A 16,481-nucleotide genomic window follows, 5' to 3' on the forward strand; every position below is an offset into this window, starting at 1 on the left:
TAGCGGTGTATAGAAATTGCCAAGTTGAACCATGGATGTGATTAATGTCTAACCCGGTTAAAACTTCTTGGAGTGGTTACCATCCCGATAAGGATGAATTGAGGGCTGAGATTTGGGCGCTACTCCAACAACAGGGGGTAGCGGTTGGAGAACCCTGTGGTCACATTCCCAATTTTGTCGGGGCACAGCAGGCGGCTGAACAACTGGCAGCTTTACCCATTTGGCAGGATGCTTTTGCCATTAAGTGCAATCCAGATTCACCACAAATTCCAGTCCGGTTGCGTGCTCTGCAAGATGGCAAACGCCTCTACATGGCGGTACCCCGTTTGACGAATACCCGTTGTTTTGTGGAATTGACGAGGGAGGATTTGCAGCAACGCCAGATCTCGCTGGAAGACGCGGCAATTGCCCGCAAGGCACTGAATTATGGTCGATTGGTCAGTTTTGAGGAGATGCAACCCATTGATTTAGTGATGGTGGGTTGTGTAGCAGTAACGCGCCAGGGAGGACGAACCGGCAAAGGGGCGGGATTTGCCGACTTGGAACTTGCCATGCTTCAAGAGTTTGGGTTGGTGCAGCCCCATACCCCGATTGTGACAACGGTGCATCCTTTGCAGATGGTTGAACCGGAGCGTTTACCGATGCAAGCTCACGATTGGGCACTCAACTGGATTATCACCTTGGAGGAAGTGATTGAAACCCATACAGCCTACCCACGCCCAACTGGATTAGATTGGGATACCATACGCTCTGAGCAATATACACAAATTCCTATTTTGCGACAGTTGAGAGAGCGATTTGCTCCTCTCGAATAGTAACGACAGACTTAATTTTTATCAATTAATTGGCAAATTAAATCATTAAGTTTATCTCCGCAATTCTTAAATTTAATAAACAACAAATCGAAGTATCCTTTTACAAAACAAAACACTTATTTGTTTTAATCAATAACCTTTTAGCTAGGAATCGTATTGATTGATACGGAAGTTTTCAGCTAATTTTTACTACAAAATTATATAAAGAGTATTGCCAATATGAGTAAACAACAAAGGGTGTATAAAATCAATGCAAATCTTAGGAGCAACTCGATTCGATCAGTGTGTGATCAATATGGCTCTTATTAACATTTGCAACCAAGAGAGTTATGTAGGGAAAGAAATGCGAAAAATCTACAACTCTTGGAATGAGGTTTATGCAGCAGAAAGGGGATTTATTCATTTTTAAATTCTATGTTAAAGACCACCTATTATTATGTAATTGATGGGGAAGGCTTTTACCCGAAACAAGCCTTTGATAATGCAACTTGCTTTAATTGTGAGCAGGAAGCTCAGGATATCGCCCGCACCTATGGGGGTCGCATCCTGGCTTTAGATTTTATTACAGAGAGTGGCGAAGAATGGCTGACGGCTGAGTCGGAAGCAAAGGTTTGTGCCCTTGAGGAGGAATGGAATCGATCCGTGGATATTGCCGAGGCTGAACTCGATTTCTGAGCAACAGAGAGCCGGTTCGTAGTAGGCACTAAAGTGCCTTTCTAAGAGGACTTTAGTCCTCACTACAAACTCTCCACATATTATGGTTGTATGCCGGACACCCTATTACTTCCACCACATTGTAGGGGGTAAGCCTACGCCCATTAGGGAACTCGAACGCCAAAGGGCGCAAACCCTACACCCCTACACAAGGATTACATCGGTCTCACCAACTGGGCACTCAAATCCCACATACGAACGCCTCTTTCATCATCGCGGGCTTGGGGAGAGACTTGTTGCACAAACGACTTGCCATTTTTCTTCTGGCGATTGCCCCAACTCCAATAGGCACCGGATTGGCGGTATTCCGGATCGGCAACCACTTGCGCCACCCGTTCACCGGCTAATTCCTGTGATACATATCCCCCTGTGATATTTTTCTGGAACCACGGGAAGATTTTTTGGAACAGAGGATAGTGGTTTCTAAATAGCGGCGTGTCTGCCACACATCCTGGGTAGAGAGAACTGAAGGTGATGTCGGTGGATTCGTGATAGCGCCGATGCAGTTCCCGCATGGTCAAAATATTGCAGACTTTGCTGTCTTTGTAAGCCTTGACGGGTTCAAACGCCTTGCCGTCGATCATAGAAATCGGTTCTTTAAAGCCCTCTGCAAAGCCTTCTAGATTGCCTAAATTGGGCTGCGGTGGAATCTTGCCGCCCAACTCATCCGGGTTGTGCGTCACGGTTCCCAAAATCACCAGTCTGCGATCGCGATACGAGGACTTTTTCAAATCCTCCAACATGAGATTGCACAACAGGAAATGACCCAAGTGATTTGTGGTCATCGTCAACTCGTAGCCTTCTGGGCTTCGCAACGGCTCTTTTAATAGAGGCATATAGATGGCGGCGTTGCACACCAAAGCGTCTAGGGTCAATCCCCGTGCCCTGAAAACCCTGACAAAGTCTCGAACGCTCTGCAAGGAACCCAGGTCGATCTGAATTAGAGTGTAGCTACCCTGCGGTATTTCCACCGTTTGAGCCGCTTTTTGGGCTTTATCTAAATCGCGGCAAGCCATTACCACATACCATCCCCTTTTGGCAAGGGCTTTGGCGGCGTACAAGCCCACTCCCGAAGAGGCACCTGTGATCACGACTGTTGGTTTCTGCTCTTGTGCCATTTTCTTAAAATTTCATAAATCGCCGTTGACCGTATTTATAATCTCACAGGACTGATACGAAGTTGCGTTCCAACCTAGTAGTTGAGACAGACACTCCAGACGTGGAGAAAGTGAATCGGCGACGTATCAATGAACTTGGTATGAGCGACTCAATCTGATGTTTTGAGAGGTTTAGCGGTGATCAGTGGGAGCAGCTTTGCTGGTGTTTTGATGCCAGGGTAGTGGAATGACTCATGGTGAACCTCCGCTCAAATTGGCAGCTTCTCATTAGACATCTCCAAAAAAGAACCTGAAACCCTTGTTTTACCTGCGCTGAAATCTAATTTCTGGAGAGGTCTAATATATGGCTAGTAAAGATTTTCCATGCAGATATGCCACGCCCCCAAACCTCTGACATGATCAGGGGTGTGAATACATTGCAAGGGTGCTGAAGTTATGGTAAACACCCATCAACCACTTTGGACATTGCCCGTTGAAGGCGTCTACGAATCATTAGGAGCCTCTGTCGGAGGCTTGTCTGAATTCGAGGCCGCGCAACGATTGGAACGCTACGGTGCCAACGAACTGCCGGAACCCGCTCATCGCCCCATGTGGCTACGATTTACCGATCAACTCACCCACTTCATGGCACTACTGCTGTGGGTTGCAGGTATTCTCGCCTTTATTTCCCGCACACCGGAATTAGGTTGGGCAATTTGGGCTGTTATTTGGATTAATGCCCTGTTCAGCTTTTGGCAGGAATTTCAGGCAGAACGGGCACTGGCGGCGTTGAAAAACGTGCTTCCGGTACAAGTGCGGGTGTATCGAGACGGGGAGTTAAAACAAATCCAGGCACGAGAATTAGTGCGGGGCGATGTGATGCAACTGGAAGAAGGCGATCGCATTTCGGCAGATGCTCGATTGGTTTCTGCGGATAATCTGTATGTCGATGCCTCCGTTATGACTGGGGAATCGTTACCTGTCGCCAGGAATGCCTACCCTGTGCGTCCCCGTCAAGCGGTACCGATTCGGGGGGGGAAAACCCTGCTGCATCCTGGAGAACATCCCTTGCAAGAGCGGGTGCAACCGGCGGAAATTGCCAATTTGGTGTTGGCTGGAACGAATGTAGCGGCGGGACGAGCAGTAGCGGTAGTTTATGCTACGGGTGCCCAGACGGAGTTTGGACATGTTGCCCACCTGACAACGATGGTGAAGCGAGAACCCAGCACCTTAGAAATCCAGGTTGCCCGTATCGTGCGAATTATTACAGCGATCGCCATCAGCATGGGCGTCATCGTATTTCTCCTGACGTCTCTGCTAGTCGGTATGGAGATTAAGGAGAGCTTTATTTTTGCCATTGGCATCATCGTGGCGCTGGTTCCAGAAGGCTTGCTGCCCACGGTAACGCTGGCATTAGCGCTGGGCGTGCAGCGCATGGCACGTCAGAATGCCCTAGTTCGCCGCCTGTCTGCCGTTGAAACGCTGAGTGCAACCACGGTTGTCTGCACGGATAAAACCGGCACCCTAACCAAAAATGAAATGACCGTCCGTTATGCCTGGATTCCCGTCAGCACCGGGAATGGGAACTCAGAACAGCCTCCAGCGTCGAATTCGGCGTTGAAACCCAAGAACGGCAATCCAATATTACCCACGCTCATCGAGGTGACGGGAGTGGGTTACGATCCGACAACGGGGCAAGTTCGTATCCCGGATGATTTAGAAGCATCCTGGCAGGTACATTTGCTGTTAGCCGGGTCAGCCCTATGTTCCAATGCCCGCCTGATTCATCTTACTGGCCCCAGTCGCTGGCAAGAGATTGGCGACCCAACGGAAGCCGCGTTACTGGTAGCTGCCGCGAAAGCGGGATTGAATTTAGAACAGTTGCAACACCAGTTTCCCCGACGGCGGGAAGTGCCGTTTGATTCCCGCCGACGTATGATGACGGTGGTGCTGGATTGGCAGTCGTCCGAGTTATGGGCGAATGAATTTCCCTATCTAGCATTTACGAAAGGAGCGCCGTTGGAAGTGCTGCGTCACTGCCAGTCGTTTTTGCAACGGGGAACGGTTCGGGATTTAACTCAACTTAATCGCGATGAAGTTATCACAGCAAACGACGATTTAGCTCGACAGGGATTTCGCTTGTTGGGTGTTGCGGCGCGTAAGGGAAGTGAAGAATTGCTGGAATTGCGCTCGCAAGACTTAGAACAGCACTTGATTTTCATCGGCTTAGTGGCGATGTTCGATCCACCTCGTCCGGAAGTGGAAGATGCGATCGCACAATGCCATCAAGCCGGGATTCAAGTCACAATGGTGACGGGTGATTACGGGTTAACCGCAGAAGCAATCGCTCGACGCATCGGACTGGCAACCCATCGAGTGCGAGTCGTGACTGGGGAAGGGATGGGACATTTATCCGATGCCCAATTGCGACAAATTTTAAAATATCGCTCCGGCTTAGTGTTTGCCCGGATGTCCCCGGAACACAAGCTACGACTAGTACAAGCTTACAAAGACTTGGGAGAAATTGTAGCCGTGACTGGCGATGGCGTGAATGATGCTCCAGCACTGCGGGCGGCTAACATTGGCATTGCTATGGGCATGAATGGGACGGATGTTGCCCGCGAAGCGGCTGACATTGTTTTAACGGATGATAACTTCGCCACAATTGTCAGCGCGATCGAGCAGGGTAGAGCTGTCTATCAAAACATCCGCAAGTTTATGACCTACATTCTCGCCTCGAATGTGGCAGAAGTCGTCCCGTTCCTGGCAATGGTGGCGCTCAAAATTCCGCCTGCCCTAATCATTATGCAAATTCTCGCGGTTGACTTAGGCACGGATATGGTACCAGCATTAGCCCTCGGTGCAGAACGAGCGGAAGCAGGTACGATGCAGCAACCCCCTCGTCCCAAGTCTAAACCTCTACTCGATCGCTCCTTGCTTTTACGGGCCTACTGTTTCCTGGGATTAATTGAGGCAGTATTAGGGATGACGGGCTTTTTCCTCGTCTGGTGGAGCTATGGGTATGGACTGACTCAATTGCAAGCGATTGCTCCTGGGATCTTGTCTCATGCCGCCAATGCCACGCTCGTTGCCATCTATGCTCAAGCGACGACGATGACTTTAGCGACAATTGTGGCTTGCCAAGATGGAAATGTCTTTGCTTGCCGATCTGAACGTACCTCGATCTTACGCTTGGGGTTCTTTTCCAATCCACTGATTTGGTTCGGGATTGCCATAGAATGGGCGTTGATTTTGGCGATCGTTTTTCTCACGCCGCTCAGACAGATTTTTGCAACGGCTCCGTTAGCATCCTGGCAGTGGTTAATCTTGCTAACCTGCCCACCCATACTGTTAGGAGCAGAGGAGCTGCGAAAAGTTATGAGTGATAAGTGGAGACGGCTGACTAAACGGATGATCTGAACAGTATCGCCTTATCTACACTGGATACCAGACGTGTCGGCTTAATCGCCATTCATTCTAACTATAGTAGGAAACCCATGTTGACTGAACTCCAAAAGCGAAAACTGATTAAATTTTTTAGTATGTATGATGCCAATTGTGATGGGGCTTTAGTCTGTCAAGACTTTGAAAATCTTGTCAAAAAATTAGCGGATTTAAGAAACTGGGGTTCACGCTCTCCCAAGTATCAAGTCATGCTCAATCGCTGTATGGATGATTGGAAAAGCTTGAAAGGGGATGCTGACACCAGCCAGGATAAAAAAGTAAATTTAGAGGAATGGTTGAACTATTATGATGCCATTCTGAGTGATGAGAAAAAATACGAACAAAAAGTTCGATTCTTCATGGAATTAGTTTTTGATGTGTTTGATGGAGATGAGGATGGCAAAATTAGCCAACAGGAGTGGGCGGGACTGTTAAGTGTGTACAATGTATCGCCCGTTTATGCGCCGTTGGTATTTCCCAAAATAGATACCAATCAGGACGGTTTTGTGAGTAAAGAGGAAGCCCTACAATTGATTCGAGACTTTTTTTATAGTAACGATCCGGAAGCACCGGCTAATTCGATGTTTGGGCCGTATTAATCAGCTAACTGGCATTCAAGTGGCAGGGTAAGAAGATAGGGGAACTGGGGGAGATGGGGGGTAAAATTAGACCATGTTTGATGTTGTATACACATCAGTTTCCCTAAACTGAACGCCGCCCTTGCATGATCATCCTTACTCCTGTATGAGGAGAAAAAGTTACTCCCCGCCGCTTGGGACGTTCGGGTTCCTGCTGCACTAAAGTCAATTCATATCGCGAAATTATTGTCGCTAACACTAACTTCATTTCAAAAAGTGCCAACGCTTCCCCTATACAGCGACGTACCCCACCCCCAAATGGCAAGAACTCATAGGGAGAGAATTGACGTTGTAAAAATCGCTCTGGCTTAAATTGTTTTGGTTCAGGGTATAAATCCGGGCGATGATGGGTGAGGTAAATGCAACCATAGACTTTGGTACCGGGTTCTAGTTGATAACCCATGAGTTCTACAGGCTCTTTTACCGCTCTCGGTGTGGTGAGAATCGCAACCGGATAAATTCGCAACGATTCATTGCAAACGGCTGTGAGATAAGGCAGACGGGAAATCTCTATGGGTGTTGGTGTATTCCCTAAAGAATCCAATTCTTGAAGCAATTGGCTGTGAACGTTAGGAAATCGGTGTACCCAATATAACGCCCATGCGATCGCTGTGGCTGTAGTTTCGTGTCCCGCTAACAACAGCGTCATCAACTCATCCCGCAATTGTTCATCTGTCATGGGTGCACCATCTTCATCTCTCGCTTCTAGCAGTAGGGAGAGGATGTCTGAACGAGAAGAATCATACTGTTGGCGGCGATCGCGGATTTCTGCAACCAGAAGCTGATTAATTTGCTGCTGCTTACGAAGGAAAGAACCCCAAGGACTCCAACGGCCTAAATCCTTCTGAAGTGCTGGAAAAAAGAGTAAACCTGATGTTAGGGGAGATTTGAATTCACTGAGCAGACTAACAATACAATCTTTCAGTTGACGAAACCGTTCCCCTTTGTGAAGACCAAAAACAACCGTTAGAATCACTTCTAAGGAAACATTCTGCATCAGATCACGCGCCACAAAGACTTCTCCAGGATGCAACGATTGCATCACCTTTTCCGTGAGTTCACAAATCAGTTGTCCATTGGAGAGCATTTGTTCGCCGTGGAACGGAGGCATTAAGAGTTTGCGTTCCTTGCGATGGCGATCGCCTTCCAGCACAAACACAGAATAGTCTCCCACAATCGGGTGTAAAAGTGGATTAGAGGGAGCGATAAAATGATGCGGGTTAGAAAAAATCTGCTGAAGTGCCTGGGGATGACTCACGAGCAACAGTTGGCGATAATTACCGATGACGGGTGCGTTAAAGATGTCACCATACTTTTGCCCAGCTACATCCATGTAAGCCAGGGAATTATTAATCCACTGTATCTTCTGCAACCATCGGGGAGATTGAAATCCATCCGGGAGTTTGGCTTGTGATTGGATCATTACCCTATTTACCTTGGAGTCAAGACACGCCATGCTATGAAAACAGCAAAGGCTAGATAACCAAACACCGTTACCCAATCTTGCCAATGCTCGGAAAACATCAAAAAATTGTCATCCACAGGCACCCTCACCTTAGCGATTTCATTACCGTTATTCTAATCGCCAACTTAGCTTTAATTTGTGCTAATTCTATGCCATTGTTTTAAAGCTTATCGTCAATTAAGCACTACTTTTGAAAGAAACTACAAATCAGCTCACCTGCACCATGATCATCGAACCAGACAAAGGTGCCATCGGGACGAACCCTAATGCGATCGCGACAATTGTATAGTTCTACCGGCCTCTTAACCCCGTCAATGCTCACAGATGCCCTGTACTCCCAATAATTCTTAGCACTGCGCTTAATACTCAGGATGCAAATGGAGTGGTTATGAGAATCGCGGCAGAAGGCAGCCAATGCCGGAAGTGGCGCTGCCAACCATAACGTCAGGGACAACAGTAGGGCAATTAATTTCACGATGTCCAAAATTTGTCACCACTTTAAAAGATACATGGCGATCGCCTACGGTTGTAGATTGAGCCGCATTCCTTGCGGGATTGATACCAAGTTGCAGTCAAAGATAGTAGATAGGGAGACAAGGAAGACAAGGGGGACAAGGGAGAGAGAAAATACTACGTTTGAACGCAACTCGGTATGAACGCTAAACTCCTAATCCATACCTTATGATTGGCAAGCTAGAAAATCTCGTGAAGAATAGTTAAATGGTTGTTGGTTTTCCTTTATGTCCGGTTCCCACGAGCAAACTCAGCTCATGACTGAAGCGTCGGTGTTACAAGCACTGCAACAGTTAATCGATGTCGTTGCCCAATTGCGATCGCCTGAAGGGGGCTGCCCTTGGGATTTGGAGCAAACACCCCAAACGCTGATTCCTTACGTGATTGAGGAAGCCTATGAGGTTGTTGATGCGATTCGCAGTGAGGATAAAGATGCGATCGCAGAAGAACTAGGAGACTTACTATTACAAGTCGTTCTCCAAGCCCAGATTGCCAGTGAAACCGATCAATTTAGCCTTAAAGAAGTCGCTCAAGGCATTACCCAAAAGCTGATCCGGCGTCATCCCCATGTCTTCGCAGATGTCCAAGTCCAAAATGCCGCAGAAGTCCATCAGAACTGGGAGCAAATCAAAGCAGCGGAAAAAGGAGAAACTACAGCCGATGCTCATTTCCTCAGCCGCAAACTAACTCGCTATGCCCGAACTTTACCTCCCTTAATGGGAGGGATGAAAATATCCCAAAAAGCAGCGGCGGCTGGCTTTGAGTGGGAGAATGTTGAGGGTGTCTGGGAGAAGTTTAGCGAAGAATTAGCCGAATTCAAAGAGGCACTTGAGCATAAAGATCAAGCTGAACAAGAGGCTGAACTCGGAGATTTACTCTTTACCCTGATTAATATTGCACGCTGGTACGACCTCGACCCTTCGGAAGCGTTGCATGGAACAAATGATCGCTTTATTCAAAGATTATCCAAAATGGAGACTGTTGCTGATCGCCCGCTTTCAGATTATACCTTGGATGAGTTGGAAACTTTGTGGCAGCAAGCTAAAGCCAGACTTGCTAAGGAACGCTAATTGCACTCAAAGTTAGTGATAAAGTTGGCAAAAAAAACTCCCGTTAAATTCTTTAGATACTAACGGGAGCCTTCTCTTTAATTTCCCTTACCTATTTAACAAATCACCTATCAAAATTTAATAAAGCCTATTTCTGATTAACTCTGCCTTGAGCATATTCCCATTTAATCAGAAATTAAGCTGGGAGAAGTCAGCACAAAAACATCCCTTGTCCCTTGCTGCTCTAATTCGGGCTTAACGGGAGTCGTAAAATGTAGAAATTCATGGTCATTGACTAAGAGCAATTCCCCTGGATTCAGCATTTTCCTAAAGACAGGCTTTTCTTTTCTTTCTAGATAGAGATGGGTTTCTCCACCTTGAATATTGTCTCTATCTACGGCGAATATACCGATAAAATCCGTCCCATCCCGATGAATTCCTTCTGGTGCTGGGTTGCCATAATTATTCGGTGAACAAGTTGTTCTGATCTGATGAATTCCAATTTCGGCTTCTGGGTGCAGTTTGCAAGAATCACTGAAAGCTAAGACCATTTTTCTAAAACTATCTAGCTTGATCAGTTCCTCATCGAGTTCAGCAAACTCTCGCTTGATATCCCCTACTAATGGGTTATAGCTTTTGCTTTGATACAGATAGCCATGAGGTAGCTTAATTAACTCATCGTTAGAGATGGTAAAGCGTGATAAACGCCTAAATCGATAGTTACCTTTGATGTAGGGGTCAACTGGAAGAGTTCTAAAAAAGGGCTTGATGTCTTCTAGTTTGAGCGCGTTTACCTTTTTGAAGGTAAACATAAACGCATATTCCAGTTCCGTCGATCCCCATACTTTTTGCATGGTATTTTCACCTGTTTCCCCTGATCCCATTGCGATTTGCTCCACAAAGAGGTCTATATCCTCAGTATAGAGTAAATTTTTGAGAGTGTTGCTAATTACACTACAGAATTCACCGATTCATGATAATATAGCAATTTTTAGAGTACTAACTAGAAGTGGGCTAAGTTTTTAGCTAAGATAAACTTCTCCTGCCTCAATCTGGGGCTAGCTTTCAGGTCGCACCGCCCTCACCAATCCCTGACATGCCCGCAGGAAAATTCCCACATCTACACCCAGGGCGATATACTGAATCCCGGCGTCAATCCACTGTTTAGCCGTTTCTGGATTGTCGGCAAAGGTGCCAACGACTTTTCCCGCGCTGCGAATGGTGTCAATACATTGATGCATCAGGTCAACCACACGAGAGTCACGCACCTGACCGGGAATACCTAGAGATTGGGACAAATCGTAGGGACCGAGAAAAATCACATCAATGTGAGGCACACTGACAATCTCTGCCAGGTTTTCTACCCCCCGTATCCCTTCAACGTGAATCACAACCAGGGATTCTTCGTTAAGTTTGTCTGTAATTTGCGCCCCTGCTGCCGTGTAAACGCCAGCGCGAGTGTAAAAGGAAAGACCTCGCGCACCAAGGGGATTAAACTTGGCACTCTTGACGCAAGATTGGGCATCGGTCTGGGTTTCAATTTGTGGCACTTGCACGCCTGCACTCCCGATATCTAAAGCACGTTGAATTTGCCAAGAGTCATTTTTCCCAACACGCACGAGGGGGGAAATGCCCACACTATCGGCAGCACGGCAGAGGTCTTCCGCCACCAAGGGGTGAAGCGGGCCATGTTCCAGATCGATAATCACAAAGTCAAATCCGGCATGTCCGCAGATTTCCACAAATCCCGGATAAGAACAGTTAACAAACAGACCGAGTACAACTCCGCCACGCTGGAGTTTGCGCTTAAGTTGGTTTTCGCGAATCATTGATGTCGTTGCTTGAAGGGGTGCAATTCAAAGTATCTCTCGTGGGGCTGGTCTGAGAACGTCTGATTGCGAAACAATGACGTTAGGGTGGTCAACGGTGACCTTAGGAGCCTGTATCGATGAATATCAGAAGAATTTGGCTGCTGTTGAAAATAACATTTTCTCAGTGGAGACAAGACCAAGCCTCCCTGATGGCAGCTGCCTTAGCCTATTACACGGTGTTTTCTCTAGCACCCCTGTTGATCATTGTGATTGCGATCGCAGGGGCGGTATTTGGGGAACAGGCGGCAAAAGGTGAACTTGTGATGCAAATGCAAGGACTGATCGGTAAAGAAGGTGCTCAACTCATCCAGACGGCGATTGAAAATGCCAGTCAGCTTGATCCCAGTCAAGGCCCTATCCCCACCCTGATCAATATTGTCCTCCTGCTTTCCGGCGCAAGTGTGATTTTTGGTCAACTCCAACAGTCACTCAATCGAATTTGGAACGTGGAACCGAAACCAGGGAACGGCATCATCGACTTCCTTCGCAAACGCTTGTTATCGTTCTCTATTGTGCTGGTGATTGGGTTTTTACTGCTTGTGTCGTTAGTTATTAGTACAATTTTGGTAATTTTAGGTAATTATTTGAGGGACTTAGTCCCAGGTTTTACCTACTTATGGCAATTGCTCAATTTTCTCGTTTCATTTGGCATTGTTACGCTGCTGTTTGCGCTGATTTTTAAAATTTTGCCCGATGCCAAAATTGCCTGGAAGGATGTTTGGATGGGGGCTGCTCTCACCGCCTTGTTATTTGATATTGGTAAGTTTCTACTGGGGTTCTATTTGGGTAAAACAAGTTTAGCTTCCGCTTATGGTGCGGCTGGCTCCTTAGTGATTATCCTGACCTGGGTTTTTTATTCCGCTCAAATTCTGTTTTTGGGTGCCGAATTTACTCAGGTTTATGTCAGAAGTGGTGGTAAAGAAATTGCTCCGGCTGAGTATGCCATGCATGTCCCTAAGACGGCTTGTGAGAAAGTAGATTAGTTTAATAATCCGGTTTCCTGTACTTCCGTCCAGGTTAACTCGCTTTCTATATAAGTTTTAGCCAGGGTGAGGAGTTGATCAAGGTATTTATTTCCTTCGAGTTCGGTCATCATGGTGTGGGGGATATCTAGCTGTTTATCAAAGCAGTAATACCAGGATTTCGGTTGATAAGCCAGTACAGATTCAAATAATTCCCGGTGTTCGTGCAGGTTAGTGGCTTGATCGCTGGCACTGGAAACAATTAACATCGGTGTGGCAGGAGTAGTTTTAGCGCGATCAAGAATCTCTTGTCCCATATCTAGAAAAATCCTGGCGGCAGGGATACGGAAGCCCTCATAACCGAAGTTTCCTGGGTTGTCTTTATTCAGCCACTCATAGTAAAACGGGAGAGTTTCTACCAGCCAATCTACGAGTTTGTTCATACCGCTCAAGTAGGGAGCAAAGAGCAGGGTTTTTTCAATATGCTGTGGATATTCTTGAGCTAACCAAGCCGCTAAGGTACCCCCTGTGGAATAGCCTCCAACTATCAATTGTTTCCCTAGAGATTGAGTTTGATTTAACCACTCTAATACAAACTGTTTATACACTTGGGCATCTTCTGCTAATGGTGGGGGATTATCCCCGTTCCAATCTCCTGCGATTCCATGACCGGGTTGTAAGGGAGCGATGACATTGTAGCCGGCTTGAAATAAGGCTTCTCCTAGTGGTTCAAACTGGTAGGGGCCAGCGGTAAAACCGTGAAAAAAAAGGAAAACTTTTGGGGCAATATGGGATTGCAAAAAGAATTTTGAGCGGCATTTTTCGTTCCGCAACGGCAAAGCATCTTCACGAGTTTTAGCTTGTTCAATTATCATGGCTGTTGTGCTGGAGTAGTCAAACATATAGGGATTAGTGTTGAATGGCTCTTTAACTATTGGCTTATTTGGGATGGCGAATAAAACTATCTTTTGTGGTATAATTTATAATCTTTTACGTGATAAGCTGACTGTCTCTGTGTAAATTGTGTTGGGCGATCGCATGACTTTTCCAACAGACTCGATGAACCTGAACACACCCCAAAACCCTGAAAGCTGATTTCCCCACCCTCTCCCCCTCACTGGTCAGAGCCGTCTAAGCTCTAAATATAGAGATTTGTTACCTCCACTCTCTGAAGGCATGATGCAGATTTAAATTGGGCGCATTGGCTTGTGCTGACTGATAAATCCAGGGATTTGTGACCAATTGAACAAGGGATCAAAGATTTCCCTGCATCTTCTTGAGTGCAGGCCAAACACCTTAAAGAGTCTACAAATCGGCACTTGACGCCATAGCCAATGTCATTTTTTGCAAATTATCCCTGCAACTTAGCCTTGTACTACACCTTTGTTTTGTACGATAAGTTGATAGAGCAGATACGAGACTCTGCCTGACCAGGGGCAATGCCCTAGGGGATAGCTATGCTCAATAAATGCACGAGGCGGCGCAAACACTTTTCTTACTCTTTCAAAAAGCAGGGGTGAGATAGTGAGGAACCGAGCTTTAGTGAAGGGGAGGGGGAGAAATTCTAATCATGTTTGTTTACATCGATAAAAGGTGCGTAAGCGCTCCTGAACCACTCTCAAGAGAATCCGATTAACGATAGGTGAGCCGGTCATTAGAGCAAATCCGGCGACCCCAATCATCGGTGCCGTACAAACTCGATAATGCCTGGATACAGCCCAAAAACCTATTAATGAATATTACGACTTCCGTACTGGCTAGCTTACTACAAGCCATGCCCCAACTGCGGCAACAAGTATATTTCAAGACTTCTCTGACCGCCCTCTCCCATGCGATGGAAGATCAAGTTTTGGCTGGCTCCGATCAGCCTTTAGTGATTGCTAACTTTCAACGAGAGCGATTTTACCGTCAGGAAGCACACCGATATCGACGAATTGCCGAACGGACATCTCAATTGTACGTACTAGCGGCACCGGATACGGACTTTAAAAATAGCTCGGATGTCTACGAAACTGTAGCCTTCGACCCAGAAGATGGCCTGAGTCAAGAATGGCATTTAGTGGTGATTGGGCAGAATTATGCCAATTGCCTGATTTGTCGAGAACGACTCGCACAGGTCGTGGAGAGTCCGAATTCGGAGATGGACACCTCCCGGCGCTTTGAGGGAATCTGGACATTTGACCGAACGGTCAGCCAGAAAGCGGCAGAGTTACTCTTGAATCGTATTGAAGTGTACCGACCTGAACTGGCGGCAAAACTATTAGAGGCAAAATCCAGGTATTTAGGGGATTTTTCCCGGCGTGACTCGGCAGCACAATCTTTCTCAGAATCTCTCAATCCCGACCCCTTTGTCCATCGCTTGGTCACTTACTTGCAGGCGGGTCAATACAAATTACTCAAAGCCTATCGTTCCATCTCGGCTCAAGAACAGAAAGAACGGCTGGTCAATTCAATTACGGCAGCCATTCGGCGCAGTCTAAATCCCACGGAAATTCTGGAAGTCGCGGTGCAGGAGTTGGGACAAGCGTTGGGGTCTTGTCGGTGTGTGATTTATTGTTGCAAGGCAACGGATGCGACTACCACCATTAGCCATGAGTTCTTAAAGCTGAGAGAGGGTGAGGTACAGCTTGCCCCCACACGAGGGCAAACTTGGCCATTACAAGACAATGGCCTATTTCAGGAGGTGGTACAGCATCAAGAACCGGTTTATGTTGAAAATACTCAAGACGATCCTCGCTTAAATCAGGCTAAAGCCTCACGGTCAACGCTGCCTGAACGAAGAACGGCGAAGTCTAAAGGAAATAAGCGCCCTTTGCCCAGTATCTCTTTAAAAGATGTGATGCAGCAGTTTTCGATTCGCTCTCTGCTGATGGTGCCAATGCTGTATCAGGGTCAGTTGTTGGGCATGGTGGAGTTACATCATTGTGGAGAACAGCCTTATCAATGGCAAGAGGATGAATTGGCATTGGTGGAAGCGATTGCCACTCAAGTGGGTGTTGCTTTAATTCAAGCCCAAGCCTACGCCAACTTAGAAGATTTGAATCAACAACTCGAAGCGCTTGACCGGACTCGCAGCAACTTAGTGGCAATCACCGGTCACGAACTACGCACCCCTCTTTCTACCATCCAGGTCTGCCTAGAAAGTCTTGCTAGCGAACCGGATATGCCACCGGAGTTGCGTCAGATTATGCTCAATACCGCTTTAACCGATGCTGAACGGATGCGGAAACTGATTCAAGATTTCCTCACCCTGTCGCGTTTAGAAAGTGGTCGCGTGCAATGGCACCCAGAACCTCTCTCGTTGCAAGAATGCGTTGAACTAGCTCTGAGTAATATCCGTGCTCGTCGGTCGGTGAGTGAACTCCCCCAAATCACCGTCCAAGTGCCAGAAGACCTGCCTCTGGTTCGTGCTGATGGCGAGTGGCTGGTCGAAGCTTTAGCCAAACTTCTAGACAATGCCTGCAAATTTACCAATCCGCAAGGGGAAGTGATCATTGGCACCCAGACTAACGGGGGTTCCATGCTAGAAGTCACTGTAGCCGATACGGGGCGAGGAATTGAACCCAACCGTTTAGAAGATGTATTTGATCGCTTCTATCAGGAAGAAGGTGCCCTACGACGCACGGCTGGCGGCACAGGGTTAGGTTTAGCAATTTGTCGTCAAATTGTCAAGGGGTGGGGCGGTAAAATTTGGGCAGACTCAGGAGGCAAAGATCAGGGAAGTCAGTTTCACTTCACCGTGCCGATTAGCAGTCGTCCCGCAGAACCTCAGTCAAAAACAGAAAGAGGACTATGGTCGAAGAATTAGTAATGGGTAATGGGTAATGGGTTAGTCAGAAAAACGGGTTGATGCGCTCTATTCTGCAACCTGAAACCTTCTGTTTTCAACGCTCTGAGCCAATGACCCCTCACT

The 16,481-nt window shown here is 47.1% G+C and carries 13 protein-coding genes; 7 read left to right on the forward strand and 6 right to left on the reverse strand.

What is annotated here, in order from left to right; translation table 11 throughout:
- Nucleotides 1-44: 44 nt before the first annotated feature.
- Entirely contained in the window at nucleotides 45-815 is a 771-nt protein-coding gene (locus MIC7113_RS14035) for a 5-formyltetrahydrofolate cyclo-ligase (protein WP_015182832.1), read from the forward strand.
- A gap of 414 nt (nucleotides 816-1,229) precedes the next feature.
- On the forward strand, nucleotides 1,230-1,490 hold the full coding sequence (locus MIC7113_RS14040) for a hypothetical protein (RefSeq protein WP_015182834.1): 261 nt from the start codon (nucleotides 1,230-1,232) through the stop codon (nucleotides 1,488-1,490).
- A 194-nt stretch (nucleotides 1,491-1,684) separates the two neighbouring features.
- Here the strand turns inward: MIC7113_RS14040 and MIC7113_RS14045 are convergent, their stop codons facing one another.
- Complete coding sequence (locus tag MIC7113_RS14045) at nucleotides 1,685-2,647, reverse strand: protochlorophyllide reductase (RefSeq protein ID WP_015182835.1); 963 nt, start codon at nucleotides 2,645-2,647, stop codon at nucleotides 1,685-1,687.
- A 435-nt stretch (nucleotides 2,648-3,082) separates the two neighbouring features.
- Between MIC7113_RS14045 and MIC7113_RS14050 the strand changes: the two genes are divergently transcribed.
- Nucleotides 3,083-6,046 (forward strand): cation-translocating P-type ATPase, encoded by a 2,964-nt coding sequence (locus MIC7113_RS14050; protein WP_015182836.1) that lies wholly within the window; start codon nucleotides 3,083-3,085, stop codon nucleotides 6,044-6,046.
- Between the two features lie 77 nt (nucleotides 6,047-6,123).
- Nucleotides 6,124-6,669: an EF-hand domain-containing protein gene (locus MIC7113_RS14055; RefSeq protein ID WP_015182837.1), complete on the forward strand. Its 546-nt coding sequence runs from the start codon at nucleotides 6,124-6,126 to the stop codon at nucleotides 6,667-6,669.
- Between the two features lie 103 nt (nucleotides 6,670-6,772).
- Here the strand turns inward: MIC7113_RS14055 and MIC7113_RS14060 are convergent, their stop codons facing one another.
- Both MIC7113_RS14060 and MIC7113_RS34740 read right to left on the reverse strand, forming a co-directional pair.
- The gene (locus MIC7113_RS14060; RefSeq protein ID WP_015182838.1) at nucleotides 6,773-8,131 is read right to left on the reverse strand and encodes a cytochrome P450; all 1,359 of its coding nucleotides are present in this window, start codon (nucleotides 8,129-8,131) and stop codon (nucleotides 6,773-6,775) included.
- A gap of 226 nt (nucleotides 8,132-8,357) precedes the next feature.
- Entirely contained in the window at nucleotides 8,358-8,648 is a 291-nt protein-coding gene (locus tag MIC7113_RS34740; RefSeq protein WP_216596447.1) for a hypothetical protein, read from the reverse strand.
- Nucleotides 8,649-8,943: 295 nt separating this feature from the next.
- On the opposite strand from MIC7113_RS34740, the gene mazG reads away from it, so the two are divergent.
- Complete coding sequence (gene mazG / locus MIC7113_RS14065) at nucleotides 8,944-9,756, forward strand: nucleoside triphosphate pyrophosphohydrolase (protein WP_041780821.1); 813 nt, start codon at nucleotides 8,944-8,946, stop codon at nucleotides 9,754-9,756.
- A gap of 164 nt (nucleotides 9,757-9,920) precedes the next feature.
- Here the strand turns inward: mazG and MIC7113_RS14070 are convergent, their stop codons facing one another.
- Nucleotides 9,921-10,589, reverse strand: a complete 669-nt coding sequence (locus MIC7113_RS14070) for a 2OG-Fe dioxygenase family protein (protein ID WP_041780822.1) — start codon at nucleotides 10,587-10,589, stop codon at nucleotides 9,921-9,923.
- A gap of 204 nt (nucleotides 10,590-10,793) precedes the next feature.
- On the reverse strand, nucleotides 10,794-11,561 hold the full coding sequence (locus MIC7113_RS14075) for an HpcH/HpaI aldolase family protein (protein WP_041780823.1): 768 nt from the start codon (nucleotides 11,559-11,561) through the stop codon (nucleotides 10,794-10,796).
- Nucleotides 11,562-11,683: 122 nt separating this feature from the next.
- Here MIC7113_RS14075 and MIC7113_RS14080 point away from each other — a divergent pair, with 122 nt between their 5' ends.
- On the forward strand, nucleotides 11,684-12,589 hold the full coding sequence (locus MIC7113_RS14080; RefSeq protein ID WP_015182843.1) for a YihY/virulence factor BrkB family protein: 906 nt from the start codon (nucleotides 11,684-11,686) through the stop codon (nucleotides 12,587-12,589).
- On the opposite strand, the gene MIC7113_RS14085 is transcribed toward MIC7113_RS14080, so the two are convergent.
- Nucleotides 12,586-13,443: an alpha/beta hydrolase gene (locus tag MIC7113_RS14085; RefSeq protein ID WP_216596382.1), complete on the reverse strand. Its 858-nt coding sequence runs from the start codon at nucleotides 13,441-13,443 to the stop codon at nucleotides 12,586-12,588. The genes MIC7113_RS14080 and MIC7113_RS14085 overlap by 4 nt on opposite strands.
- 857 nt (nucleotides 13,444-14,300) lie before the next feature.
- On the opposite strand from MIC7113_RS14085, the gene MIC7113_RS14090 reads away from it, so the two are divergent.
- Nucleotides 14,301-16,376: a DICT sensory domain-containing protein gene (locus MIC7113_RS14090; RefSeq protein WP_015182845.1), complete on the forward strand. Its 2,076-nt coding sequence runs from the start codon at nucleotides 14,301-14,303 to the stop codon at nucleotides 16,374-16,376.
- Nucleotides 16,377-16,481: the final 105 nt, after the last annotated feature.

The organism is Allocoleopsis franciscana PCC 7113 (genome assembly GCF_000317515.1).
GTDB classification, from domain to species: domain Bacteria; phylum Cyanobacteriota; class Cyanobacteriia; order Cyanobacteriales; family Coleofasciculaceae; genus Allocoleopsis; species Allocoleopsis franciscana.